This is a genomic window from Maribacter sp. MJ134 (assembly GCF_003970695.1).
GTDB lineage: Bacteria > Bacteroidota > Bacteroidia > Flavobacteriales > Flavobacteriaceae > Maribacter.
This window is the reverse complement of record NZ_CP034570.1, coordinates 3,487,904-3,513,161: the sequence shown is the minus strand read 5'-3', so window position 1 is coordinate 3,513,161 and position 25,258 is coordinate 3,487,904. Positions and strand designations below refer to the sequence as shown.

22 protein-coding genes are annotated in these 25,258 nt (G+C 38.9%); 8 read left to right on the top strand and 14 right to left on the bottom strand.

From position 1 onward, the window contains the following. Positions 1-82: 82 nt before the first annotated feature. A complete protein-coding gene (locus EJ994_RS15150) occupies positions 83-1,261 on the bottom strand; it encodes a beta-ketoacyl synthase N-terminal-like domain-containing protein (protein ID WP_126593253.1) in 1,179 nt (392 codons plus the stop codon). 7 nt (positions 1,262-1,268) lie between these two features. After that, positions 1,269-2,543, bottom strand: coding sequence for an adenosylmethionine--8-amino-7-oxononanoate transaminase (bioA, locus tag EJ994_RS15145; protein ID WP_126593252.1), 1,275 nt, complete (start codon positions 2,541-2,543; stop codon positions 1,269-1,271). A gap of 137 nt (positions 2,544-2,680) precedes the next feature. Here bioA and EJ994_RS15140 point away from each other — a divergent pair, with 137 nt between their 5' ends. Beyond that, on the top strand, positions 2,681-4,162 hold the full coding sequence (locus tag EJ994_RS15140) for an ArnT family glycosyltransferase (RefSeq protein ID WP_126593251.1): 1,482 nt from the start codon (positions 2,681-2,683) through the stop codon (positions 4,160-4,162). Here EJ994_RS15140 and bioD read toward each other — a convergent pair. The 5 genes from bioD to EJ994_RS15115 are packed head-to-tail and all read right to left on the bottom strand — an operon-like array spanning position 4,157 to position 7,529. Beyond that, positions 4,157-4,774 (bottom strand): dethiobiotin synthase, encoded by a 618-nt coding sequence (gene bioD, locus EJ994_RS15135; RefSeq protein ID WP_126593250.1) that lies wholly within the window; start codon positions 4,772-4,774, stop codon positions 4,157-4,159. The genes EJ994_RS15140 and bioD overlap by 6 nt on opposite strands. Then, on the bottom strand, positions 4,774-5,160 hold the full coding sequence (locus EJ994_RS15130; RefSeq protein WP_126593249.1) for a DUF2007 domain-containing protein: 387 nt from the start codon (positions 5,158-5,160) through the stop codon (positions 4,774-4,776). Before EJ994_RS15130 ends, bioD begins: the two co-directional genes overlap by 1 nt. A 4-nt stretch (positions 5,161-5,164) precedes the next feature. Beyond that, positions 5,165-6,325: an aminotransferase class I/II-fold pyridoxal phosphate-dependent enzyme gene (locus tag EJ994_RS15125; protein ID WP_126593248.1), complete on the bottom strand. Its 1,161-nt coding sequence runs from the start codon at positions 6,323-6,325 to the stop codon at positions 5,165-5,167. A gap of 49 nt (positions 6,326-6,374) precedes the next feature. Continuing rightward, positions 6,375-6,938, bottom strand: a complete 564-nt coding sequence (locus tag EJ994_RS15120; protein ID WP_126593247.1) for a hypothetical protein — start codon at positions 6,936-6,938, stop codon at positions 6,375-6,377. Positions 6,939-6,947: 9 nt separating this feature from the next. Then, on the bottom strand, positions 6,948-7,529 hold the full coding sequence (locus EJ994_RS15115) for a DUF3575 domain-containing protein (RefSeq protein WP_126593246.1): 582 nt from the start codon (positions 7,527-7,529) through the stop codon (positions 6,948-6,950). Positions 7,530-7,658: 129 nt separating this feature from the next. Between EJ994_RS15115 and EJ994_RS15110 the strand changes: the two genes are divergently transcribed. The 3 genes from EJ994_RS15110 to EJ994_RS15100 all read left to right on the top strand — a co-directional run bounded on the left by EJ994_RS15110 (position 7,659) and on the right by EJ994_RS15100 (position 10,317). After that, positions 7,659-9,452 (top strand): M61 family metallopeptidase, encoded by a 1,794-nt coding sequence (locus EJ994_RS15110; RefSeq protein WP_126593245.1) that lies wholly within the window; start codon positions 7,659-7,661, stop codon positions 9,450-9,452. Positions 9,453-9,596: 144 nt separating this feature from the next. Beyond that, positions 9,597-10,112 carry a DUF2975 domain-containing protein gene (locus tag EJ994_RS17790; protein ID WP_126593244.1) on the top strand — a complete coding sequence of 172 codons (516 nt, stop codon included), beginning with the start codon at positions 9,597-9,599 and terminating at the stop codon, positions 10,110-10,112. 1 nt (position 10,113) lies between these two features. After that, positions 10,114-10,317: a helix-turn-helix domain-containing protein gene (locus EJ994_RS15100; protein WP_126593243.1), complete on the top strand. Its 204-nt coding sequence runs from the start codon at positions 10,114-10,116 to the stop codon at positions 10,315-10,317. 53 nt (positions 10,318-10,370) lie between these two features. Here the strand turns inward: EJ994_RS15100 and EJ994_RS15095 are convergent, their stop codons facing one another. The 7 genes from EJ994_RS15095 to EJ994_RS15065 all read right to left on the bottom strand — a co-directional run bounded on the left by EJ994_RS15095 (position 10,371) and on the right by EJ994_RS15065 (position 21,755). Further along, complete coding sequence (locus EJ994_RS15095; RefSeq protein WP_126593242.1) at positions 10,371-10,649, bottom strand: F0F1 ATP synthase subunit epsilon; 279 nt, start codon at positions 10,647-10,649, stop codon at positions 10,371-10,373. 82 nt (positions 10,650-10,731) lie between these two features. Further along, a complete protein-coding gene (gene atpD / locus EJ994_RS15090; protein ID WP_126593241.1) occupies positions 10,732-12,240 on the bottom strand; it encodes a F0F1 ATP synthase subunit beta in 1,509 nt (502 codons plus the stop codon). Between the two features lie 168 nt (positions 12,241-12,408). Next, positions 12,409-14,043, bottom strand: coding sequence for a G-D-S-L family lipolytic protein (locus tag EJ994_RS15085; RefSeq protein WP_126593240.1), 1,635 nt, complete (start codon positions 14,041-14,043; stop codon positions 12,409-12,411). Between the two features lie 24 nt (positions 14,044-14,067). After that, the gene (locus EJ994_RS15080) at positions 14,068-16,851 is read right to left on the bottom strand and encodes a TonB-dependent receptor (RefSeq protein ID WP_126593239.1); all 2,784 of its coding nucleotides are present in this window, start codon (positions 16,849-16,851) and stop codon (positions 14,068-14,070) included. A 191-nt stretch (positions 16,852-17,042) separates the two neighbouring features. Beyond that, a complete protein-coding gene (gene glmS, locus EJ994_RS15075) occupies positions 17,043-18,887 on the bottom strand; it encodes a glutamine--fructose-6-phosphate transaminase (isomerizing) (RefSeq protein ID WP_126593238.1) in 1,845 nt (614 codons plus the stop codon). A 140-nt stretch (positions 18,888-19,027) separates the two neighbouring features. Then, the gene (locus tag EJ994_RS15070) at positions 19,028-20,941 is read right to left on the bottom strand and encodes a DUF4270 domain-containing protein (protein ID WP_126593237.1); all 1,914 of its coding nucleotides are present in this window, start codon (positions 20,939-20,941) and stop codon (positions 19,028-19,030) included. 4 nt (positions 20,942-20,945) lie between these two features. After that, positions 20,946-21,755, bottom strand: a complete 810-nt coding sequence (locus tag EJ994_RS15065; protein WP_126593236.1) for a glycogen/starch synthase — start codon at positions 21,753-21,755, stop codon at positions 20,946-20,948. A 103-nt stretch (positions 21,756-21,858) separates the two neighbouring features. On the opposite strand from EJ994_RS15065, the gene panC reads away from it, so the two are divergent. The 4 genes from panC to EJ994_RS15045 are packed head-to-tail and all read left to right on the top strand — an operon-like array spanning position 21,859 to position 25,245. Next, entirely contained in the window at positions 21,859-22,704 is an 846-nt protein-coding gene (gene panC / locus EJ994_RS15060; RefSeq protein WP_126593235.1) for a pantoate--beta-alanine ligase, read from the top strand. A 10-nt stretch (positions 22,705-22,714) separates the two neighbouring features. After that, positions 22,715-23,065 carry an aspartate 1-decarboxylase gene (gene panD / locus EJ994_RS15055; RefSeq protein WP_099574296.1) on the top strand — a complete coding sequence of 117 codons (351 nt, stop codon included), beginning with the start codon at positions 22,715-22,717 and terminating at the stop codon, positions 23,063-23,065. A gap of 45 nt (positions 23,066-23,110) precedes the next feature. Further along, positions 23,111-24,076, top strand: coding sequence for a YbhN family protein (locus EJ994_RS15050; protein ID WP_126593234.1), 966 nt, complete (start codon positions 23,111-23,113; stop codon positions 24,074-24,076). 26 nt (positions 24,077-24,102) lie between these two features. Continuing rightward, entirely contained in the window at positions 24,103-25,245 is a 1,143-nt protein-coding gene (locus EJ994_RS15045) for an alpha/beta hydrolase (RefSeq protein WP_126593233.1), read from the top strand. Positions 25,246-25,258 lie beyond the last annotated feature (13 nt).

The window sequence follows — 25,258 nt, the reverse complement described above, 5'->3', positions numbered from 1 at the left end:
GAAATAATAATAGTAACGTTTAAATAGTTCATTAAAAAAAGTAAGTTAACCATATGTATATTTAGCCAAAAGAACATTAGTTTTAGGGTCGCCCTAGAAATACACTAACCGCATTACCTCCAAAGCCTACGGCATTGACCAATACGTTTTGGATAGTTTTAGGAACGTTATCGTAAGTGACATACGGTACTTTTATAGCCTGTTGATTTTGCAACATGAGAATTGCCATTTCTATACTTAGCATTCCCGAAGCTCCAAAGGTGTGCCCTACTTTCCATTTATTTGTAGTTAAAAAAGGCTGTTTGTTACAAAAAACTTTTTTTATGGCATTGTATTCACTTAAATCTCCCTTGATAGTGCCAGGTGCGTGCATAACAATAGCATCAACCTCATCCGGTGAAATTTCACCTAAGGCCATTTTCATTGATCGCTGAAAGCAGACGGCATCGGTGGATATGGACACATTATGCTCCAAGGGTTCCGTAGCATAGCCAACTCCTTTGATAATAGCCAAAGTGTTTTTTGAAGTACCCCTTTGCAAACACGCCATGGATGCGGCTTCGCCCAAGACCATGGTATTTTTTCTTTTAGTTAAGTCTAGGGCTTTACAAGGATACGACTGCTCAACTCCGCTCGAAGCGACAGCAGAAGAGGTATAAATTTTCAGTGCTTTTAGTTGCGCTATGGTGAACGGGGTCAGGGGCGCCTCACTACCTCCTACCAAAAACTTATCCGCCATACCTCCTTGAATCCATGCCACGCCGTTCAATAAAGAGTGTAATGCCGTAGAGCATGTAATAGAGTGCGATACATCCGGGCCCTTAGTCTGTAAATCATGACCGACCCATGACGAAATATTTCCTAAGGTTGTTGTAGGTGAAGTTAGCGTCGCTGTTCTGCCATTTTGCAGGTACTCCTCATGGAATTTTTCAAAAAGGGCTGTAGCCCCTCGTGACGAACCAATGTTTATTCCAAAATTGTTCTCCCCTGACCATCCCGCAGTCTTAATCGCTTTTCTAGAGGCGTAAATGGCGTAAAGTACACTGTTATCCAAATTCTGGTATTTGGAATCTGAGATTCTTAACTCTGTAATTTTCTCCAAAACATCGTCAGGCAAAGGAGCTATCCACGTTTTCTCTTTGTCATATTTTCGATGCGTAAAACAATGATTTCGTTGCTGATATTTTTCAAAAGCACCTTCTAATGATTCTCCCAAAGGGGATATAGAAGCAACTGCTGTTATGGATATTTCTTCTTTCAAAATAGTTTTAAAAGGTTTCCAATAGTTCTATAATTACCTCATATATATTATGCAATTGTTCATTGGTAATCACATAAGGTGGCAAAACGTATACGGTGTTTCCCAATGGACGTAAAATTACGCCCCTCTTTATAAAAAACTGATACAATTCATCCCTTAAATTACCATAGCGCTCCATTTCTACATTCAAGTCAATAGCCATAATTACCCCCATGCAGCGTGCATTGCCTACTTTTGGATGGTCTTTAATCTCGCTTACAAAATGTTCGTGTGCATTTTTTATATAGGTGCGTCTTTCCAATATTTCAGGAGATTCCAACAGGTCTAATCCGGCCAAGGCAGCGGCACAACCAATGGGATGGGCACTAAACGTATGTGCATGAAAAAAGCCCTTGTGAACGTCTTCACTTAAAAAAGCTTCATATACGTTCTTAGAGCAACTGGTAATGCTCAAAGGGAACATTCCTGCTGTAAGTGCTTTGCTAAGGCATATGATATCTGGTTGATGCTCTAGATTCTCGGAAGCGAAATTCTTGCCTGTTTTACCAAAACCGGTCATTATTTCATCCGCAATACAAAGGATATCCAATTCTTGGCATTTTTCTATTACTGCATCCAAGCCTTTTTCAGAATGAAATTTCATTCCCGCGGCTCCCTGGGCCAAAGGCTCAAAAATAAAGGCCGCACATTTATGGTTTCGCACAATGGTTTCCAATTGTGAAAGTACCTCCTCAATAGTATCCTCTTGCGGAGTAGGAATACGTTTTGCTTTTAATAGAAATTCATCAAAAGGTCCATTATACGACGAAATCCCCGATGCACTCATGGCCCCAAAAGTATCTCCATGGAAACCATCTTCAAAAGCTATTAGTACGTCTCTTTTTTCGCCTTTATTGTGATGATATTGCAAGGCCATTTTAATCCCAGCTTCCACAGCGGTAGAGCCATTATCATTGAAAAATAGCTTCTCTTGATTAGACGGTAGTATCTTCAGTAGTCTTTCTGATAACTGCACGGCAGGCTCATGTGTAAAACCGCTGAAAATCACGAAATCCAATTGCTCCATCTGTGCCGTGACAGCATTAATGATATATTCATTACAATGCCCGTACATGGCTGTATACCAAGAAGCGATTCCGTCTATATACTCTTGTCCTTCCTCATCCCAGAATAAAGCACCTTTTGCCTTAACGATACCTAAAGGAAGTGCCGCAGTTTTATGCTGGGTCAGTGGATGCCACAGATGTTTTTTATCTCTTTCCGATAGATTTTGCGCTTTCATAGAATCTAAAAATCCTCAATTTATCTATCTTGCAAAGATGGGAAATAAAAGAACGAAATGATTCTTTTATTTATGCCCAATCCGAGATTAACAGCGTAAATCTTTACGTCTTTTAAAAAGAGGTGTTCCAGTATAAGATGAAAATAAACCACTCGCATTCTATTTTTTCTTACTATCAAAGATTGAATGATAAATGGGTTTTTCTGAATTTATTAGTGCTGACCATTCTTATTCGATTTCCATTTTTCTTTAGGGATTACATTGATCGTGATGAAAGCACGTTTATTCTTATGGGACAATCTTGGGTAGATGGGCAACTACCATACTTAGAACTTTGGGATTTAAAACCTCCATTAACGTTTGCTTTTTTTGCTATTATCATTTCTGTATTTGGAAAAAGCTTTGTAGCAATTCGTTTCATCGGTGCGCTTTTAGTAGTCGCAACCGCTTTTTTTACCTTTAAAATCAGCATTAGAATCACCACCAAACAGGTTGCGTTATGGATGTCCGTTTTCTGTGTAGTACTGCTGAGTTTGTTCGGAAGTCTACAAGGGGTGATGTCAGAACATATTTGTATGGCCTTTTTTGTGCCGGGACTATACATTTTCATTTCAAAGAAAAAGCCATTATGGTTCTTTCTAGCCGGTCTATTCATGGGCATAACGGTAATGGTAAAACTGAATATGGCCTACCCCGTTCTATTACTTGGCCTTTTTCTACTCTATAAATTTCACAAGACCAAACATACCTCATGGGTTTGGAATACACTTTTATACGGCATTGGTATTTTATGTGTAATAGCCCTCACTTTTATGCCCTATTATAATTTAGGTGAAGGTATGGTTTGGTGGAAATCAGTGATTTTAGCTCCATTGGAATATACCGAAGCAAGACGTTTTTCGGTACTTAAACTAGCCCCAACGTTTTTATTGGTCTGTGGTTTTTTATTTTTCTCGTGGAAAAAAAACTGGATAGACTTCAAGAATACCACTGGCACCATTCTTTTAGTTGCTATTATCGGAGTGTTAATATCCTTTCTAAAAGGAGGTAGAATTAATGGACATTATCTCATACAGCTTTACCCTATGTTGCTTATCCTAATAGCAAGCACGGCTCACGCTCTTGTTTCCAATTACAGGTCTAAGTTACCAAAGGCCATGCTGTTACTTTTACTCCTGATACCGATGGAGAGTTATCTAGAATACGGGAACATTATACAGAACAAATTTAATAACGGTACTTTTTTTAACGGGGAAGGTTTTACAGCTCCCCAATACATACGCAATAACGAACTAGAGAAAAAAAATATTCTTTTCCTTGGGTACCACATAGGATATTGGAATTTAAGGTCTCTACCTCCGACCAAGGCCGCTACACACCCAAGTAACATTTGTAGGGATGAGCTGTTTCCTTTTTTTGATAATGAGAGAGATAAAGCAATTAAGGAACTTCGCTATATTATGGAGGAACTGCGCCCTAAAACTATAGTCGTAAGACAAGGCCGACGTGTTTTTGACAAAAAGGAGGAAAAACTAAATGCGTATATAGATGCTTATTTATTGAAACACTATCGGGTGCACGGCGTAGTGGAAAAAGCAGAAATACTACAACGCTTATAAGGTTTCTAAAATATGTCTGAACTTATCGGCATATTTCTTTATGATGCTTTTATCAAAAAACGGCTCTTCTTCAATTCTGCCGATTAAAGAAACACCTGTCTTTTGAAAAATGATATTCTCCGTATGCGGATTGGCGTCGCCGCTGAACAATAAGGAAACATCGTATCCCTTATGTTTTAACCAATTTATGGTCAGCAAAGAGTGATTTATACTGCCTAAATAATGCCTGGACACCACCACCACCTTGTAATTGGGCATAATAATATCGAACATGGTATCTTCTTCATTCAAAGGCACAAGCAGGCCTCCGGCACCCTCTATGACCAAATGGTTGTTCGTTTCCGGTTCTTTAATATGAAACCTATCGATACGAACACCTTCGATATCCGCTGCCGCATGCGGACTCATAGGTGTTTTAAGCTCATAACTACTGGGATGAATGACCGTCTTGGTATTGCTGATATAGCTCGCTACTTTATGACTATCCGTATTTTCCAAATCCCCAGCTTGTACTGGCTTCCAGTAATCTGCCGCCAGGGCTTCGGTAATTATGGATGAAGCGATGGTCTTGCCCACTTCGGTAGATATTCCGGTAACAAATATTTTCTGCATTAGGTACGGGGATTAGTGATAATACCACAATTTAAGCACTTATATTTTCTTTTTTCAAAAAATGGAAAAAGTTTATAAAAAATACCTTTCCTGTTATAATAGACTTCGGACCTACTGGCCTTGCAGTTTGGGCAGACTATAGGCTTGTCATTCTCATCCAAGGCGTAAGCGCGTACCTCATTATATATGGCAAGAGCGCGTTCCTTATCTTTTGAATACACCTGTAGTTTAACGCCCCCGATAGCATTGCTTATCAATGGGTCAGAGTTGAGCGTATTCTCATCCCTCAGAAACACAGGAATCCCCTCAGACTCTAGTTTTCCCTTTATAATCTGAACATCGGCAGCGTATTCGAAAGAGGCCAATTGGTAAAATTTTTCTCCCATACAATTAAAGATAGCGCGATAATAATTCTAATACCAATCCTATCTCTTCTTTAGAATTGTAACTATGGACGCAAAAGCGTAATCGCTCTTGACCCTCAGGTACCGTAGGAGGCAAAATAGCTTTCACATCAAAACCCTTATCCTTGAGTTTCTCCGATACCGTTTTCACCTTATCGTTACTTGTTATAACGCAGGATTGGATAGCGGCGCCACTACAGGAAAAGTATTTCTCCAGTTTCAATCTCTTTACTTGTTGCTTAAAGTAGCCGATGTTATCTAAAAGCCGTTGCCGTTCTGCTTGCCCCTCCTCTTCCAAATAAGTATACGCAGCAATACTAGTTGCCACTCCATGAGGCGGTAAAGCTGTAGAATAGATTAGACTACGAGAAAAATTTACCAAATATTCATTTAAATCAGTGCTCCCAAGAATTGCCGCTCCATGGGACCCTATGGCTTTTCCGAAAGTAACGATACGTGCAAATACCTTTTCTTGAAGTTTTAAAGCTTGAAGGTACCCTTCACCCCTTTTACCTAATACACCAACGGCGTGGGCTTCATCTACGATAAGACGATATCCTTGTTCATTGCAATGACCCGTAAACGATTTTAAGTCAGGCATATCTCCGTCCATGGAAAAAACAGATTCCGTAACCACGTAAATCTCTGTATGTGCATCGCTGCCTGCATCTTTCTGTGTTGTCTCTATCTTAGCCTTTAAAGCAGACAAATCATTATGTGAAAATTTATAACTCTTCGCATGGCTCATTCCTATACCGTCCCTAATGCTCGCATGGATATGTTCATCATAAAAAATAACATCTCCCCTTTGCGGAACAGCACTGAAAAATCCAACATTAGCGTCATATCCTGAATTGAAGACCAGTGCGGCATCGGCTTCATGAAACGCTGTTAACTTCTGTTCTAGAATTCTATACAACTGGTGATTTCCACTTAATAATCGAGAACCAGTGGCCCCATTTTCAGCAATATTATAGTTTAATAAAGATTGAAAAGTTTTGGAGAATATAGTTTCGTTCTTAGCAAAGCCTAAGTAATCGTTAGAGGAGAAATCTACCAGACCAGTCGTTTGCCCTAATCGGCGTAGGGAATTGTCCGCTATCCTATCGTTAAGTTTCTGTTGAAGTTTATGAGGTAATGTTGACATGACCCCAAATGTAGGGCGTTTCCATAATAAAATTAATGTGAAACATCAATTAATCTGAAACTACAAACTCAAAATCTTCCTGAGTTTTATCAGAGAACTGATGAATTATTTCAATACTTACTTTATCAAAATTCCATTTACTCTGTAAATCAAAGAATTGGCTGTTTAAACGATATGACCCCTCCTCTGCGAGAATTATTCCGATGCGGGATTCATAGGTGTCTCTTGCGTCGTTAAGTCTGGCCGTAGCTCCGTAAAACTCTTCTACTGTACCTTTTTCAGCAAAAATAAACCGGTCTGCAATTTCAGTAAAAACGTAACTATCACTGATAGCTGAGTATTTTAAAAGTTCTAGGGGATAAAAAAACTCTTCTGAATCCGTACTTTCATAAACGTCCAATAGGTTTGAGAAACCTTCCTCTTCTAGATAACGACTAAAGTTCAATTCTACGAAAATAGTATCCCCCACTGAATAGTTCTTATCATTTTCAAAATTGAAGGCATCCGTGAGCTGCAACTCTACATACCTTGTACCACCTTCATCATCGTAAGAAAAACAACTCTGCAACAGTATTCCAATACCGGCCAGTAAAATAAATTTTTTTGTTTTCATAATCAGTAATTAAAATCTGTATCCTACTTTAATTCCCGTCCGAACTAGCGCAGCATTCAGAAAAAAGAAATCTACATCAAAATTGGTCCTAATTCCGAACTGGGCTTCCAAAACCAGTTTCTTTTCCAGAAACAAAAACCGATAGCCATAGCCTATTCCCAAGCCGCCTACCGTAAAGTCCCGAAGGCCTCTTTCATAAACACCGAAACCCTCCTCATTGGTGTTACGGACAAATGCACCCCGTTCTTCCATTTTACTTAACGACCCAAAAACTTCAAGGAAATGGCTTTTATTCTGAGCACCTTGAAAGTAAATTCTAACAAAGGGCATAATTTCATACGTGGTGGTCAAATCATATTCATTAGTATACGAAACAGCTAAATCCTGCCCACCTTCTCCATAAACCGCAGCAGCTATTCCTATCGCCCATTTGTTGGCAATGGTACGTTCATAACTCAAATCAACACTCTCTAGAAAAGGTAAAATTAAATTGGTGGATATTTGGTTTCTTTTCAGCGTTGAATCTTCTTGGGCGTAGCAAGAAGAAAAAATAGCAGCGCTAATAACAAAAAACAATACTTTCTTTATCATAAATGTGGGGACTTATAAGTAAGATGATAAAAACCCTAAAGGTTGCTTATTTCTGTAATATTAGTGAATTCTACCAAGAGGCCCCTTGTTAATTCCTATATTTAATCCAGTTTATTAAAAAAATGCTCAATGAAAATTTCACATCTTACATGTTTGCTTTTATTTATTGCTTACGCCTCTAGTGGACAGACAAATGCCTATAAAATTTCATTTGACAACGCCGTTCACCACGAAGCTGAAATAGCTGGGTATTTTCCAAATATTGCTGCGGACACCTTAGCCATTAGAATGAGTAGAACTAGCCCAGGACGTTATGCGCTTCATGAATTTGCTAAAAACGTTTACAACTTCAAAGCAACGGATGGGTCAGGTAAAAAACTAAAAATTACCAGACCGGACCCCTATCAATGGCTAGTAAGCGGGCATAATGGTGAGGTCCATATTTCATATACCTTATTCGCAAACCGCGGAGATGGCACCTATTCTCAAATAGATGAAACACATGCGCATTTAAATATTCCTGCTACGTTTATGTATGCACCGTCTTTGAGCGAAAGAGAAATAGAAATCACCTTTCTCCCGAGGGAAGACCTCAACTGGAAAATTGCCACACAATTACCACTTTTGGAGAAAACTACTTACACCGCTCCCAACCTACAGTACTTCATGGATAGCCCTACAGAAATTAGTGACTATAGTCTAAGGGAGTTTACGGTCGATAATCAAACCATACAGTTTGCACTACATCATAACGGCACTAAGGAGGAATTGGACACCTATTTTGAAAAGGTAAAGAAAGTGGTGCTAGCGGAAAAGGAGGTGTTCGGGGAGCTTCCGATATTTGATTATGGTACATACGTATTCTTAGCTTGCTACATCCCTAATGCTTCCGGAGACGGCATGGAACATAGAAATTCTACCATTTTAACAAGCACCAGAAGTTTGGCAGAAGGAGGTATGGAGCGTAACATCGGAACGGTATCACATGAGTTTTTTCATGCTTGGAACGTGGAGCGAATACGACCTAAATCCTTAGAACCCTTTGATTTTGAAAAGGCCAACATGAGCGGTGCCTTATGGTTTGCCGAAGGTTTCACCAGCTACTACACGAATCTTATGCTTTGCCGAGCCGAACTCATATCGCAGGAAAGTTATGTAGAGAGACTTTCAGGCACGTTCAATTATGTATGGAACTCTCCTGCTCGAAAATTCTTTAATCCTATTGAAATGAGCTTTCAGGCGCCTTTTGTGGATGCTGCCACCTCGGTAGACCCCGTAAACCGCGAAAACACCTTTATCTCTTACTACTCGTATGGAAGTATACTAGGATTGGCGTTAGATTTAACCTTAAGAGAGCACAACTTAAATCTGGATGACTATATGAAATTAGTTTGGAAAACTTATGGCAAAAACCAGAAACCATACACAATTAGCGATTTGCACGATAGTTTAAATACGTACGCCGGTGCGGCTTTCGGAGATAATTTTTTCAACAGGTTTATCTATAAAAGCGAAATGCCCGACTATAAGGTATTACTTGAAGCAAACGGTATTCTTTTAAAACGAAATGCCAATAACCCTTATTTTGGAGTAGCTGCGGCAATAAATGACGACTTAAACGGAGTTATTAATAGTAATCCTAGAATTGGTAGCCCAGCCTACAAAGCTGGTTTAGACAAAGGCGACGTTATTTTGCGCATTAATGAACAAGCATTTCCAAATGGAGAATCCTTTGATAAATACATTGCCAAATTAAATGTGGGGGATGTATTGAATGTCGAATTCGAACGTTTTGGAATTAAGAAAAATAGACAGGTTACATTGCAGCCTGATCCTACTTATGTAATTACCTTAATGGAGAAAGAAAGTCTTGAACCAAACAAGGAAACATTACAAAAAAGAACGGCATGGTTAAAGAATTAATCATTTTTTCCCAATACTAATCCTAAAACAAAGTACCGTTTTTCTTTCTCTAGGATGTAAATGACGAATGCGCCCAAAATTTAATATTATTGTTTTTCAATAATTTTTATATATTTGTTATCGTAAAACGATAATATTATAAGTATGAAGATTTTTGGACCCAATTCACTCTCTCATTTTCTCTTTTATTTAAGTCGCCTATGTATCATTGGAAGTGTATCATTAATTGCCTTTATTCTAATCTCGTTACTACTTCGTAATTATGAAATCGTCAATAATCAATTTAAAATTGGCCTTCCCTTTTTTCCTGAGACTTTTATAAGGGCCAATTATCAATCTCAGCATATTATTACAATTACTTTATCAATGTTATTTTTTGCGGTATTTTTTTACCTCCTTTCTACTATTTTTAAAACTTTTAAAGCTCCAAAACTTTTCACGGATAGGGCTATCAAGCAATTAAACTATTTTGCGCTGCTAAATTTGATTGCGGCACCTCTATTGTTCTTAACCATAGATTTCTTTATCATGCAAAAACAACAGATAGGAAACATTTTAAATTACCTTTTGACCTTCCTTTTAGGAATTTTTCTACTATTTATTGTGGCTATTTTTAAACAAGGTTATCAGGTTCAAAATGAAAACGATTTAACGATATAACATGGGCATCTTAGTAAATCTGGACAAAGTACTTGCTGACCGAAACATGAAGAGCAAAGAACTTGCAAGGGCTATTGGGATTACTGAGGCCAACTTGTCCATACTAAAATCTGGAAAGGCAAAAGCGGTTCGCTTTTCCACTCTAGAGGCTATTTGCAAAGAATTGGATTGTCAACCTGCGGATATTCTAGAATACAAACCATAAAAAAAGCCATACGTAAGGTATGGCTTTTGAATAATATTTGAATTTCATACTATCTAATCCGCTAGTACAATCACTTTATTATCTTTCATTTCAATGGTTCCACTAGAAATAGAAAGAATTGTTTTCCCTGTAGAATCCGTAGAAAATTTATTTTCGTGCGCTTCTTCAATAGCAATATTTCCTTCTACCTTAACGTCTCCTTTTTGCAAAAGCGATACCACTGGTGCGTGACCTTGTAACATTTGAAATTCACCGTTAATACCTGGCACCGTAACTGATGTTACTTCACCTGAGAATAAGGTTGCTTCTGGAGATACGATTTCTAAATACATAGTTCAATAGTAGTTAGTAGTTAGTATTCAGTAAAGCGTTGCTGATCGCTCAATACCAAATGCGAACATCTCAATATTATTTTTAAGCTTCAGCGAGCATTTTTTCACCAGCTTCTATAGCCTCTTCAATAGTTCCTTTAAGGTTAAAAGCAGATTCTGGCAAGTGGTCTAATTCACCATCCATAATCATATTAAATCCTTTGATAGTATCTTTAATGTCTACCAACACACCTTTAAGCCCGGTAAACTGCTCAGCCACATGGAAAGGTTGTGACAAGAAACGCTGTACACGTCTTGCTCTACCTACGGCCAATTTATCTTCTTCGGATAACTCCTCCATACCTAGGATGGCAATAATATCCTGTAATTCTTTATAACGTTGTAACAACTCTTTTACTCGTTGTGCACAAGCATAATGGTCGTTTCCTAAAATTTCTGCCGTTAAAATTCTAGAAGTAGAATCCAGTGGGTCCACGGCAGGGTAAATTCCTAATTCCGCAATCTTACGAGATAATACCGTAGTTGCATCCAAGTGAGCAAATGTTGTTGCCGGAGCTGGATCCGTTAAATCATCCGCAGGAACATAAACCGCCTGTACAGATGTAATAGAACCTCTTTTAGTTGATGTGATACGCTCTTGCATTGCACCCATTTCCGTTGCCAAGGTTGGTTGGTAACCTACCGCAGAAGGCATACGACCTAAAAGTGCCGATACCTCTGAACCCGCTTGTGTAAAACGGAATATATTATCAACGAAGAATAAAACGTCTTTACCTTGACCTTCACCAGCACCATCACGGAAATACTCCGCTATGGTCAAACCTGAAAGCGCAACACGTGCACGTGCTCCAGGTGGCTCGTTCATTTGACCAAAAACGAAAGTCGCCTTTGATTCTTTCATCGCTGTCTTATCCACTTTGGATAAGTCCCAGCCGCCTTCTTCCATAGAGTGCAAGAAATCATCTCCGTACTTAATAATACCGGACTCTAACATCTCACGAAGTAAATCGTTTCCTTCACGAGTTCTTTCACCTACACCTGCAAACACAGAAAGACCACCGTGACCTTTTGCAATGTTGTTTATCAATTCCTGAATCAATACTGTTTTACCAACACCTGCACCTCCAAACAAACCAATTTTACCCCCTTTAGCGTAAGGCTCAATCAAATCGATTACTTTAATACCTGTGAACAAAACTTCAGTAGTAGTGGTAAGGTCTTCAAATTTTGGAGCTTCTCGGTGAATTGGCAAACCATCTTTACCCGCTTTAGGTAAATCACCTAAACCATCAATAGCATCTCCAATTACATTAAACAAACGTCCATAAACATCATCTCCAATAGGCATCTGTATAGCGGCTCCAGTAGCAACTACATCAGTACCTCTGCTTAGTCCATCAGTAGAATCCATTGAAATTGTCCTAACCGTATTCTCTCCTACGTGAGATTGTACTTCTAACACCAATTTAGACTTATCCTTATTCGTGATCTCTAAAGAATCATAGATTTTAGGAAGGTCTGCGCCTGATTGAAACTCTACATCAACCACTGGGCCAATGATTTGTGAAACTTTACCTGTAACTTTTGACATTACTCTTTTGTTTATGTATTGCGTTTAAAATAAGCTGGAGAATGCTTTCATTTTCCGGCTGCAAAGATATGTCATTACATTTTAAAGAAAAACTGTTTTTTGGGTTTTTTACCAAACAAAAGAGGCACTACGAAAGTGCCTCTTTTAATTTCTCTTATACATGTTATTTTACTGAAGCGCAGGCGAATAATTAGTTGGAAAATCCCCAACATTGACAAGATTGCCCGAAGCTTCGAAGTTAGAGCCGTATGTAGCATCTATAGCTTTCATAAATTCGTTTGCCAAAAGTGCATAGCCCCTTGCTGTTGGATGAATTCCGTCTAATGAAAAAGCGCTACCTGTAACCAAACTTGATGTTAACGTAAAATCACCACTAGTAATGCCTCCATTGGCCAATTGATTCAACAAACCATTAGCATCGACCAAAGCCAAACCTGCAGCGTTTGCAGTAGCCTCAATAATCGTATTAAATGCCGCCGTGGCTGTTGCTATTTCTGCTTGCTCCTCTGGAGTAAGCACCCATTTATCTTCTAAAGGAAGTGAAATACCCTCAACAGAGAACTGGCCGGCCAATGCTTGCGGTAATCCTTGGGCAACTAGTGCCCCAACGGAAGCTGTGTTTACAGTACCAATAATGGAAGCACTTGGTAAGACCAAAAGATCATCTGCAGTGGCTTCCCTTGTCTGTCCGTAAATGTTACCTAACAAGCCCGCAACCAAGGGTGCTGCTTCTGCAGGAAGCCCGAAGGATTGTACAAATAATGGAAAAGCAGTACTAGCATTAAAAACTCCTGCAATCTGAGCCGACAAATCCGGTAAATTCTCATCCTTTATCACTACCTCACTGGCAGCTGTTGTAGAAAATTCAATACTTCTTTCTGGAACACCTAAAAAGGCATAAACTTGATTTAATTGTCCGAAAATACCATTTAGCGTAGCTATTTGAGGACCGAAATCAGGATTCGTAGGGTCTAACGGATTATGCGGTACCGTAGTAAAATGCGGAATATCGATGACATTTGGGATATTTGAAACAACGCCTTGCGCCCCACCTGCTGTAAGTGTTGCTATCAACGCACCATAACTACCATCAAAACCAACACCGGGCGCTCCGTTTACAGGCGTTAAAGGGTTAGTCCCGTCGCCACCTGTAGTAGCATAACCCAGTACATCATTATTCCCAATCCAAAGTGAAAAGAAGCTTGGTGCTTGGCCTACGGCCAATTCAAGAACACTAGCGTCTGGTGTACTTCCCGTCATCCGAACAAAGAATGGATTAGCAAGTCCCAAAGGAACATTTGCTAAATTACCGTAGCCAGGTGCTAGGAGATGAAAACTTTTAGCACCAGGCACTCCTAAATTGTTAAAAGGACCTGTTGGATTGTTCAAAGCGATATCTGTAGTCACCGTAACTGGACCTATCACAGATTCCAACCCTACCGGACCTGCTCCTCCAAAAACCAGTCTGGGCCCTTGAATTCTAGTCCCCGCCAATGCTAAACCTCCTAAATTATCGTTGGTTAAGGGTTGCGTAAAACTACCTCCGCCGACTATTGCAAACTTTTGAGAAAGAATGTTCGGAAAAGATAAGTTTTGACTTGCTTGAAACAAAGCGCCATCAGTAAAACCTGCCGTCAAAGAGTTTCCTAAAGCCACATAGTTGGAAAAGTCCGCCGAACCTGCGGTAAGTTCTGGAGTAGGCTCCATTACCTCTGGAGCATCCAAATCTATATCTTCAATATCATTACAATTGACAAATAGTAAGGATGCCGTTAATAAATAAATATATTTTAAGTTTTTCATGTCAAATACGTATTTGATTTTCATTTAGTTGTTGATAGTCCATGATAGGTAATACATAGAACCTATAAACCCTGTTCCAAAAGCAGTAAAATATTCATCGCCTAACAAGTTATTACCACCTATTTTAAAAGTGGACTTAATACTAGGCACAGCATAATTTATCTGTGCATCAACTACATGGAACTCAGGTATTACTCCGTTGCCAAAAGTAGCCTCCCAGAAATAATCATCGCTAAACCTGTAATTAACATTGAATCCGAAATTTTTGAATAACTCTGTATTACCAAATGAGGCTTTGAACTGATGCTCCGGTGTATTGAACTGCACCTGAAAATCAGGATTTAGCTCTCTATCAAAATCTAGTTTAGTAAAGGTATAACTACCGCTTAAGTCAAAATTACCAAGCACTTTAGCAGTAAGCCCTAATGAAGCTCCGTAGGAATTGATGTCCACATCAGAATTCGTGTAAGCCTGATAGGTCTGAAAATCTCCATTAGCAATCGCAGCAACGGACAAAGAGCCATCACCAACAGTACCATAATAGGGAGCAATCACGTTCTCCGGAGAAAGAAAATCTTTATAGCTATTGTAATATGTACTGAAATCGATGACCAATTTATCAACCTTACCACGGTAACCTATCTCAAAAGATGTTACCTGTTCTGGCTGCACCAAATCAGGATTTGCGATTTCCAAATCCGCTGGATTGCCGGTTTCGGACAAACGAAGTACAGATTCGGCAGAGTAAGAATTCTCATAAGCCGCTCTACCGGTCTGCGTAATCTGCGCAGGCTGACCTAATAATTGACCTCCACCACTAACTTCGTAAGGTCTAGAAAAACGATCTAGGTTATCAGGTGCCGCTCCGATCAATATGGCCCTACCCGCATTTAAGCCGATAAACAAATCTTGAGTGGTAGGGTTTCTGAAACCTGTTTGTATAGAAGCTCTGATGTTATGATCTCTATTCAGGGTGAAACCTGCAGAGACTCTTGGAGAAAAGAAGCCATCAAAAAATTCTGACTTATCATAACGTACGGAACCAGTTAGTTTCAAACTTTTTTCTCCTTCTAATTCAATCTTCTTTTGAATTTGTGTGTACACCCCAAATTCTGAATAGTCTATCGGTCCATCAAAATCAGTATAAATGGTTCCTGACGAATTTAGACTATACTGTCTGTAAGACCCCCCTATCTGAATCTCAGCAAAATCTATCAAATGACTGAAATTATAATTGGCATCTGCGTGATAGTACTTAGAGGCATCTTGGAACTTAGAACCCGTTGATAAATCCGGATCATTTATACTACGATTAAAAGCCGCCTGAAACTCTGGTGTTCCTGGTAAAAATCTTCCCGTTTCTGCCTGTGCCCGTGCCGCTGCATGTGCTTGTTCGTTTGTAGCTCCTCCTAGTGTAGCCTGCACATAGGTGCCAGTGTACTCGCCAAACCAAGTGTTATCGTCTTTCCAAGCTCTATTAATATTAATACCCGTAAATACCATATCGTAAGAATCACCGGCCTTATCCGCCACTACATAACCTCTAACAAAGAAATTATCGTTTCTAATCTCCAGCTTATGCTGTTCTTGGAAGAACCTCGCGATATTATATCTGTTCGTGCCTTGATAAATCGTGTTCCCCGTTCCTATTTTCCCTACATAGGAAAGTTCAAGACTTTTACCTTCTATTGGTCTATAATAAAGACCCCAGTCAGATTTAATACTTCGTGCCGTATAGTTAGTAAGGTCTCTTTCGTTGTAGCCTGTTCTACTTACTTCAACAGAGGGAACCAATGCATTGGCACCAGCGGGTAAGACCCCTAAACCTTCTAAAGTAACGGCTACATCCTTAATATCTGTTGAAACTTCATCACCATAAACATTGATTCCGTCATAATTTAAATCTGCCCTTGTAGCTCCGGGATTAAACTTATCAACTTCGCTCGTAGCGGCCCAATCAGTACCATCTAAGAATCCAAAGTTCCATTTCACCGCAAATTTATCACTGAATTTGTGCGCGGCCCTTATACCAACATCCGTGTAGGAATTGGTTCCCGCAGCCTCTTGTGAAGTGACCCCTTGTTTTACGGAAGCACTTATGCCTTGATAATCAAAAGGACTCTTACTACGCATAAAGAGAATTCCATTAAAAGCATTTGCACCATAAAGTGCAGAAGCTGCACCTGGTAGTAATTCCACACTAAGCACGTCTGGCTCTATCATACCTACCAAATTCCCAATAGGGAAATTCAAAGCCGGCGTGGAGTTGTCCATCCCGTCCACCAATTGCATAAAACGAGTATTGGCAAAAGTGGCAAAACCTCTGGTGTTTACCGACTTAAAGGTTAAACTGTTCGTGTTAACGTCTACGCCTTTTAGATTTTCTAATCCTCCATAAAAATCGGCAGATGCAGTGTTTTGAATTTCTTGTAATCCAAAACGCTCTACGGTAACCGGAGATTCAAAAATACGTTCCGGAGTCCTGGAAGCGGATATCACCACTTCATCCAAAAAGGTCTGTGTTTCTTCCAATACCACCGTAAAGGTTTGGTTGTTAGAAGTAACGTTCTCTACTGCGTCCGCATACCCAATACTAGAAATATTAATTTGAAAGGGGGGGACTTCTGATGTTTCCAAAACAAAATTACCGTCAAAATCAGCGGTAGTACCGATTGCTTTTCCTACGATGACAATATTTGCACCAGGAATAGGTTCATTGTTCTGATCAACAACATTTCCATTGATTATTGTTTGGGACAACCCTACGGTTCCAGACAGCATCAATGCTAAAAATAGTATTGCTCTCATTATAAATTTGAGTTAAAATTAGTTTGGGGTCAATATACAGATAATTTTAAACGGAAAATAGTAAAATGAAAAAAATTATGCATGCATAGTATTATTTTGATAAAAATCATCCATACATAATGGGAAATCCTTAAAAAACAAAAGGAACCCAGTAAAATCAGGTTCCTTTTTAAAACAAATTTTAAAAACGTTTATTCTACGGTAACAGATTTTGCTAGGTTACGTGGCTGATCCACATTACACTCTCTCATCACCGCAATGTGGTAAGAAAGTAATTGCAATGGAATCGTCGTAAGCAAAGGCGTAAGACTTTCTAAAGTTTCTGGCACTTCTATTACGTGGTCGGCAAGCTCTGTTACTTGTTCATCACCCTCCGTTACGATAGCGATAATTTTACCTTTTCTTGATTTTATTTCCTGAATATTGCTAACTACTTTTTCATAATGTCCTCTCTTGGTAGCTATCACAAAAACAGGCATTTGTTCATCAATAAGCGCTATAGGTCCGTGTTTCATCTCCGCAGCGGGATATCCTTCTGCGTGGATATAGCTTATTTCTTTTAGTTTTAAAGCACCTTCCAGAGCAACCGGGAAATTGTAGCCCCTACCTAAATAAAGACAGTTACTTGAATCCTTATAAACATTGGATATGATTTCGATTAACGGATTGGATTCCAAAGCTTTTTCTACCTTGGCAGGAATAGTCTCTAATTCCGTTAAGTATTCGTGATATTGTGTTTGTGAAAAAACACCTTTCTCCTTGGCCAATTTTAAAGCGATAAGCGTTAAAACGGTAATCTGTGTGGTAAAAGCTTTGGTAGAAGCCACCCCGATTTCCGGTCCTGCATGTGTATAAGCTCCCGCATCGCTTTCTCTTGCAATGGAGGAACCTACTACATTACAGACGCCAAAGACGAAGGCTCCTTTTTCCTTGGCTAATTTAATTGCTGCTAACGTATCTGCTGTTTCTCCAGATTGGGAAATAGCAATTAATACATCGTTTTCCGTAATAACCGGATTTCTATATCTAAACTCAGAGGCATATTCGACTTCGACAGGTATTCTGGCCAAATCTTCAAAAATATACTCCGCCACCAAGCCAGCATGCCAAGAGGTTCCGCAGGCAACAATTATAATTCTATTGGCATTCAAGAACTTTTCTAAGTTTTGGTCAATGCCGGCCATACGTATCAATCCTTGATCGGCGAGTAATCTACCACGATAAGTATCCTTAATTGCTCTAGGTTGTTCATAGATTTCTTTAAGCATAAAGTGATCATAACCACCTTTTTCAATTTCTTCAAGATTCATCTGTAACTCTAAAATCCTAGGGTAAGCAACGGCATCATCCTTGATTTTGCGGAGTTTTATCTCTTTCCCTAAACGGATAATAGCCATTTCCTCATCTTCTAAGTAAACAGCGTTATTTGTAAATTCTATGAAAGGTGAAGCATCTGAAGCTATAAAGAATTCATTTTCCCCTATTCCTATTGCTAATGGACTCCCTAACTTCGCTACCACTATCTCGTCCGGTTTCTTTTTGTCAAAAACAGCAATTGCATAAGCTCCCACTACCTGATTCAAAGCAATCTGAACAGCCTGGCCCAGTTTTACATCTTCGGTCTTCTTGACCTCTTCTATTAAATTCACGAGAACCTCAGTATCCGTATCCGACTCAAAAGTATAGCCTCTTTTCGTAAGCTCTTTTTTGATGGACTCATAGTTTTCTATGATTCCGTTATGTATGATAACCAAGTCACCAGAATTTGAATAATGAGGATGAGAGTTCACGTCATTAGGCACACCGTGAGTGGCCCATCTTGTATGACCTATACCAAGGCTTCCTTTTTGAGAAATACCCTTGGCTTTATTCTTTAAATCCTCGACTTTTCCTTTTGTCTTGACAAGGTTGATTTCGTTTCCATCAAATAGGGCAACGCCAGCACTATCGTAACCACGATATTCTAGTCGTTGTAATCCTTTGATAATAACCGGGAAAGCTTCCCTATGACCTATATAGCCTACAATTCCACACATGTTGTTAGTGTTTGGTGATTTATATTAAATTTCCTACGTAAAAGTAACCTAAAATGTAAAAAAACATTTAGCTTCTGGATATAGAACGCTTATAATCTATGAATTGTATAAACCGGGATAATATTTATTAAAAAAGAATCTTAATTAATCTCCGTGTAAGAAATCTCAAGTTTCAGGCGCTTGTCAAAATTAGGATCCGACTCCGGGATATTACTTCCATAAAAAACGGTACCTAATGGCGTTAAGGTTGACGTAGCAGGAATATCGACCTCTCCTTCTTCTAAAATGGCATTAGCCAAACCTACTGCTTCAATATTGGTCGTAAGTACAAGGCCCAAGGTGCTATTGGCCGCCTCTCTAACAATTATCTCATTGATATAATCGGTGATACGAACGGTGTATTTTACATTACCGTCATCATCAGTCTCTACAATTCCATCATAATTAAGGAAAAGTCCAAAAATGTTCTCAGCAGTGTTCTGTTCCGTCAGAGGATTATATAATGGACTTCCCGTCTCCATGTTATACAGATAAAGTCTTGGCGGAGCTATATTATCACCAGTTAAGGAGGCATCTACATTAAAAACCAAATTGGCTTCGTTTATAACCCAATTTTCCGCTCTTATTTGCTCAATAATACTTTCTCCTTCATTCGCCTCAAAAAGGTTGATTCTAGCGGTAACACCAGCCCCTCCTTTAAGAAAAATTCTTGAAGCATTTTCTTCGTTATCCAAAACCTGTGGGGAATACATTTCATTGTTTAGGGTATTCACGGCATTGCCAAGTATACCCCCATTAGGAAGCCCAGATATGAGATTAAAGACAACATCCCTTTCATTGGTTTCTATCTCATCATCGGACACATCATCCGCTGTGCCATTTGTATTATACGAATTAAAAGTGTAAGTCATTGTAATATTGGCCTGTCTTAAGTCTAACAACAACATAAGGTCCTCTCCTTCCTGAGGGGTCAACGCTAAATGTATACCACGCATAAACTCATTGAAATTGGCTTGACTTAATAATTCTGAACTTCCTTCTTTGTTCAGAATATTTTCCTGAAACCATTGATTGTCTAATGGGATTCTTAATCCAGGGGCTAAACGCACAAAAGCTTGTGACTCATCTACGTCCTCGGTAGACTCATCATCTTCCCTTGGTGTTAAAATTTCTTTACTATCTATAACAAGCTGCCCGTCTTCATTAGAGTCAAATAAAACATCGGATACAAATGAAGGGGCGAATTCCTGTGAAGAAAAATACTCTTGCGCCTCTTGGAAGCCACTACTCGGGTCTAAATCTCTAAGAAAAAATGTAGAACGCGCTACTCTTAAATTGAAAGTAGGCGGTGCAATTACCTCTAAATCCGCATTAACCTCTAAATCATCGTAATTTTTACCATTGAAATAAATACTATCTAAATCTACCCTTCTAGCAAAGTTATTTGCAAAGATTGTAGCACCGTCCGTATCGTTTTTGCCATCAGCATCAGCATCTACACTGTTTGGGTCTAGCGGATCTGTATTGGTGGCGTTCTCTACCCTGTTGGAAACACCGTCGCCATCATTATCGTTGTCCGCATCGTTCGGTTCCTTATCGAATTCGTCATCCACACCGTCAAGGTCACTGTCCCTTGATCCACTCTTAGTCAAAAATGGAATATAAAGAAATACTTCCTTGACCGTCTCTTCTTCGTCGATTGTGGTGATAACATCATCGGTCTCCGCATCTTCTTCCGTTCTTTGGGATAGATTGCCAAAAGTAGGATTGCCATTGGGAAGCTGTACTTGCGAGGTAATAGAAGCCTCCGTTGTACCATAAGCCGCATCTGTAAACGTACCCAATTGATACACGGGTAATTTATTGGTTCTTACCGCCTCAATATTTTTATTGAAAGCAAAAACATCGTAAACCTCTTTTCCGGTGGTAAAAGGATCTGTTGCTACGACACCTGCTCCTATGGTGGTTAATTCTTCTTCACAGGAACTGAAAAGGGTAACCACAAAGATTAAGCCCATTAGGACCGAATAAGGGCTATTCTTAAAAAAATTCATTCGATTATTTTAAAACTTCCGTGTTATAAAAATTGGCATATGCTTCTTCAAATTCTTGAACAGGAACATAGGACAACACTGGTTTTTGGAGGTTAGCAATATGTGAATTCAATTCTTCTGGAATCTCTTCAGAGGCTAAAATAACCGCATCTGAAAAATCTACAGCTACTTTTAACAAATTATTATATGTGGGCGACCCCAAAGAAGCAATTTCTTCCTCGGGAATACCATCAAAAGTGATTTTTTTGAGCATATCCTTATCAAGCTCGCCTTCAAAGGTTTTACCATACACGGAAAGTACTATTTTACTATCGGCAAAAAGAGGTTCGTCTGCGTAGTACTTTTTGAGATATAGTGGTAATAGACTCGCCATCCAACCATGCACATGAATAATGTCCGGAGACCAATTTAGTTTTTTGACCGTTTCCATGACTCCTTTTGCAAAGAATATGGCTCTTTGGTCATTATCGGGAAATAAGTTCCCTTCTTTATCTGTAAAAGTGGCCTTTCTTTTGAAATATTCCTCGTTGTCTATAAAATATACCTGTATGCGTTCTCTTGGTATAGAAGCCACCTTAATAATCAATGGCATATCCATATCGTTAATGACAAGATTCATCCCCGATAACCGAATAACTTCGTGCAGTTGATGCCTTCTTTCATTAATATTACCATACCTAGGCATAAAGATTCTAATTTGCCCTCCATTACTATTGACCATTCTCGGAGCCTCGTAAGACATTAGAGAAACCTCATTTTCCGGTAGATAAGGAACTAATTCAGAAGATACAAACAATATCTTTTTACCATTCATAAAAGCTATTTTTTATTTTTCGCAGAAACGCAGGTGCAAAATTACAAAAAATATAGAGATTAGCAGTATTTATAGTAAGTTTGCTCGCTAATGACAAAATTACATGCTCCCCGTTAAAACAAAAAAAGAGCTTTTAAGTCACTTGAAAAAGCTATCTCCTCATGGTAATCTTGGACTGGTCCCTACCATGGGGGCTTTACATCAAGGCCATGCTTCTTTAATCAAAAGAGCCGTCTCGGAAAATGAACACGTTGTCGTTACCATTTTTGTAAACCCGACCCAATTTGATAATTCGGAAGATTTAAAAAAATACCCTAACACTCTCAGTAAAGACTTGAAATTGGTTCATAATATTGCTCCTAAAATTATGGTCTTTGCCCCTTCAATTCAAGAAATCTATGATGATACCGTGGTTTCAAAAACCTACGATTTTCACGGTCTGGACAAAGTAATGGAGGGAGAATTTAGAGACGACCATTTTAATGGCGTTGGCACAATAGTGGAAACCCTTCTAAGGCTTATAAAACCTACAAAGGCCTACTTCGGAGAAAAAGATTTTCAACAACTGCGCATCATTCAAAAATTGACCGAAATCGAAAAAATACCAGTTGAAATCGTACCCTGCCCTATTGTACGAGAACCACATGGTTTGGCCATGAGCTCCAGAAATGAAAGACTAGATGCTTCGCTAAGACTTAAGGCCAGTTTAATTTACAGCACTTTAAAAACTGCCAAAGAAAAATTTGGCACGGAAAGTGCTTCTAGTTTAAGGGAATGGGTTAGTGGGGTTTTCCAGTCTGATAACGATTTTAAATTAGAGTATTTTGATATTACCGATGTGGAAACATTGACTCCTATTCAAAGAAAACAAGAAAATATAAAATATAGGGCCTTCATAGCCGTTTACGCTGCAGAAGTTAGACTTATTGATAACATAGCCCTTAATTAATTTTTGCCAAATGCAAATAGAAGTAGTTAAATCGAAAATTCATCGTGTAAAAGTTACAGGTGCAGACCTTAATTATATCGGCAGCATTACCATTGACGAAGATTTAATGGACGCCGCCAACATTATTAAAGGTGAAAAAGTACAAATCGTTAACAACAACAACGGAGAACGGCTTGAGACTTATGCCATTCCCGGACCAAGGGGAAGCGGTGAGATTACCCTGAACGGTGCGGCCTCTAGACGCGTAGCCGTCGGCGATATCCTAATATTGATCACGTACGCTAGAATGGATATAGAGGAAGCCAAAATCTTTAACCCGTCTTTAGTTTTTCCAAATGAGGAAAACAACTTGTTGCTTTAAATTAAGTAACTTGGTCCTGTTCTAAGTTAAACTTCAGTACAGATTTTGACCAATTCCCTAAAGAAAACCTTAAAAACAGTCCTCCCCATTGCCATAGGAGTATTCCTTGTCCTCTATTGGTATTACAACACGGCGCCTTCCGATCGCGAACAGATTTTATTCTATATTAAAGAGGCTAATGTTTTTTGGATTACCATTTCTCTAATTCTTGGCTTACTGGGACATATATCAAGGGCCATAAGGTGGAACTATCTCTTGGAACCTTTGGGGTATAAACCCAAATTAATCAATAATATTTTTATGATCTTCATGGCTTATTTGGCCAATTTAGGTGTACCAAGAACCGGAGAAATATTAAGAGCAACTGCACTTACCACTTATGAAGGAGTCCCCTTTGAAAAAGGTTTTGGCACTATTGTTACCGAGCGTGTTATTGATGTCTTTATGCTTTTACTCGTTGTCGTTATTACCTTGGTGCTTCAGACAGAAATAATAATTACGTTTTTTCAAGAGCGTGGACTTAACCTTAATAGTATTTTCATACTGTTGGTAGCCGGCGTAATTGGTTTTTTAATATTTGTGTTATTCATAAAGAAATCGGAGTCTAACATTGCCCTACGTATAAAGTCTTTTGTAAAAGGCTTGTTAGACGGGGTTTTCAGTATTTTCAAAATGAAGCGGAAATGGGCATTTGTAGCACACACCTTTTTTATCTGGTCATGCTATATCGGCATGATGTGGGTTATTAAATTCACGGTCCCTTCTACAGCGAATTTAGGGCTTAGTGAGGTTATGGTCGCTTTTGTTTTTGGCGCATTTGCTATGGCTACCACCAATGGCGGGGTAGGACTTTTCCCCATATTGGTAAGCAAAGCTTTGGCGCTATTTGGTATACAAGAAGTTTCGGGAGATGCATTCGGTTGGATAATGTGGATCGCACAAACCCTTATGAACATTGTTTTTGGTGCAATATCTTTTCTCCTATTACCGTTATTGAACCGTAATAGGTAGCAATGGTTGCTGCCAAAATATAGTATATGCAGCGTATTTTTCTTCTTTTGATGCTATCCGTAGGGTTTTTAGCCAACGCACAGGTAAAACAAGAAATCTTTGAATCTTTCAAACTTCAGGAAAGAAGGGATGTGCAATACTATTTTCCGGAAAATCTAGATGACACCAAAAAATACCCTTTAATTATTGTTTTAGACGGCAACTATCTTTTTGATCAGGTGGTCGCCACCTCAAAGTTCTATAGTAGATTCCATGGTATGCCAGAAAGTATTATCGTTGGAATAAACCAAAGCAAAGATGATTTAAGGTATGAAGACTGCGCCTTTGAGCCAGATAGTGGATTACCAAGCGAGAAGGGAAAGAAATTCTTCGAATTCTTGGGAATGGAGCTAATACCTTATCTAGACCTTAATTTCAGCACTGCGCCTTTTAAAATGATCGTAGGCTATGATATAACCGCTAATTTTCAAAACTATTGGTTGTTTAAGGACAATTCCCTTTTTAATGCATACGTGAGTATATCCCCGACATTAGCACCAGAAATGGGAACTAGGGTCGCGAGTAGATTAGGAGCATTTGATAAGCAAATATTTTACCAACTGATCGTAGAAGGAGAAAAAAATAAAGGAACTGCTGCCGTGCTGGAGATGAATACGGCCCTTAAAGCTATTGAAAAGGAAAGTTTACATTATTTCTTTGACGAATATAAGAGCGCCGACCACATATCCGTAGCAACGTATGGTATAGGGAAAGCTTTTGATAACATTTTTGGAATGTTTAAACCCATAAGCCCTAAAGAATATAAAACACAAATATTGACGTCTGAAGATCCTGTTTTTGACTACCTCGAAAATAAATACAAAGGCATTGAAGACCTTTTTGGTTTTAGTAAACCAGTAGAACTGAATGATATTATGGCTATCTATGCAGCATCTAGAAAAAAAGAAGATTTTGAATCATTAAAACCTTTATCCGACCTCTGTAAGCAGCAATATCCGGAAACAATGCTTGGCTTCTATTTTGAAGGTGAATATTACGAGCAGTTAGGAGAGCCTAAAAAAGCTTTGAAAACTTTTGAAAAAGCCTTTCAGATGGAAGAAATAGATTTTTTGACCAAAGAAATGGCTCTTGAAAAAATGGATGCCCTAAAAGCCGATTTTGGTTTTTAGCCCTACCATACGG

Bases quoted from the DNA above. Each gene is read 5' to 3' on its own strand.
- bioD (WP_126593250.1), bottom strand. From the start codon at position 4,774: ATGCAGAAAATATTTGTTACCGGAATATCTACCGAAGTGGGCAAGACC.
- EJ994_RS15120 (WP_126593247.1), bottom strand. From the start codon at position 6,938: ATGAAAACAAAAAAATTTATTTTACTGGCCGGTATTGGAATACTGTTG.
- EJ994_RS15100 (WP_126593243.1), top strand. From the start codon at position 10,114: ATGGGCATCTTAGTAAATCTGGACAAAGTACTTGCTGACCGAAACATG.
- glmS (WP_126593238.1), bottom strand. From the start codon at position 18,887: ATGTGTGGAATTGTAGGCTATATAGGTCATAGGGAAGCTTTCCCGGTT.
- EJ994_RS15085 (WP_126593240.1), bottom strand. From the start codon at position 14,043: ATGAAAAACTTAAAATATATTTATTTATTAACGGCATCCTTACTATTT.
- EJ994_RS15140 (WP_126593251.1), top strand. From the start codon at position 2,681: ATGAAAATAAACCACTCGCATTCTATTTTTTCTTACTATCAAAGATTG.
- EJ994_RS15070 (WP_126593237.1), bottom strand. From the start codon at position 20,941: ATGAATTTTTTTAAGAATAGCCCTTATTCGGTCCTAATGGGCTTAATC.
- EJ994_RS15125 (WP_126593248.1), bottom strand. From the start codon at position 6,325: ATGTCAACATTACCTCATAAACTTCAACAGAAACTTAACGATAGGATA.
- EJ994_RS15080 (WP_126593239.1), bottom strand. From the start codon at position 16,851: ATGAGAGCAATACTATTTTTAGCATTGATGCTGTCTGGAACCGTAGGG.
- EJ994_RS15130 (WP_126593249.1), bottom strand. From the start codon at position 5,160: ATGGGAGAAAAATTTTACCAATTGGCCTCTTTCGAATACGCTGCCGAT.
- bioA (WP_126593252.1), bottom strand. From the start codon at position 2,543: ATGAAAGCGCAAAATCTATCGGAAAGAGATAAAAAACATCTGTGGCAT.
- panD (WP_099574296.1), top strand. From the start codon at position 22,715: ATGCAAATAGAAGTAGTTAAATCGAAAATTCATCGTGTAAAAGTTACA.
- EJ994_RS15115 (WP_126593246.1), bottom strand. From the start codon at position 7,529: ATGATAAAGAAAGTATTGTTTTTTGTTATTAGCGCTGCTATTTTTTCT.
- EJ994_RS15095 (WP_126593242.1), bottom strand. From the start codon at position 10,649: ATGTATTTAGAAATCGTATCTCCAGAAGCAACCTTATTCTCAGGTGAA.
- atpD (WP_126593241.1), bottom strand. From the start codon at position 12,240: ATGTCAAAAGTTACAGGTAAAGTTTCACAAATCATTGGCCCAGTGGTT.
- EJ994_RS15065 (WP_126593236.1), bottom strand. From the start codon at position 21,755: ATGAATGGTAAAAAGATATTGTTTGTATCTTCTGAATTAGTTCCTTAT.
- panC (WP_126593235.1), top strand. From the start codon at position 21,859: ATGCTCCCCGTTAAAACAAAAAAAGAGCTTTTAAGTCACTTGAAAAAG.
- EJ994_RS17790 (WP_126593244.1), top strand. From the start codon at position 9,597: ATGAAGATTTTTGGACCCAATTCACTCTCTCATTTTCTCTTTTATTTA.
- EJ994_RS15110 (WP_126593245.1), top strand. From the start codon at position 7,659: ATGAAAATTTCACATCTTACATGTTTGCTTTTATTTATTGCTTACGCC.
- EJ994_RS15045 (WP_126593233.1), top strand. From the start codon at position 24,103: ATGCAGCGTATTTTTCTTCTTTTGATGCTATCCGTAGGGTTTTTAGCC.